Source organism: Mesorhizobium sp. M1A.T.Ca.IN.004.03.1.1 (assembly GCF_003997555.1).
Lineage (GTDB): Bacteria > Pseudomonadota > Alphaproteobacteria > Rhizobiales > Rhizobiaceae > Mesorhizobium.
The window spans coordinates 1-235 of the sequence record NZ_RZTV01001108.1 but is presented as its reverse complement, the minus strand read 5'-3'; the positions used below and the strand labels follow the sequence as shown (position 1 = coordinate 235).

Annotated in this window: 1 pseudogene; it reads right to left on the bottom strand. The window is 64.3% G+C overall.

Annotation, left to right across the window (positions count from 1 at the left end):
- Nucleotides 1–235: pseudogene (locus EOD29_RS35110) on the bottom strand (CDP-diacylglycerol--serine O-phosphatidyltransferase); the annotation flags it as partial.

Below are 235 nucleotides of genomic sequence, written 5' to 3'. Positions count from 1 at the left end.
CGGCAGCACCAGATCGCGCCGCAAGCGGTTGCCTTCAGATTTGCCCGACCAGACCGGCAGCCGGCTGATGAGCAGGAAGGCGATGGCAGCGGTATAGACCGAAGAGAGATAGGCGAAGGTGCGGTCCGTCGCCAGGCCGAGGAAGCCGAGATAGACCGGCAGCAGCACCAGCATGGCGCCGGCCGGCGCGGGAACTCCGACGAAATATTCCGATTGCCAGCTCGCCTTGTTTTCG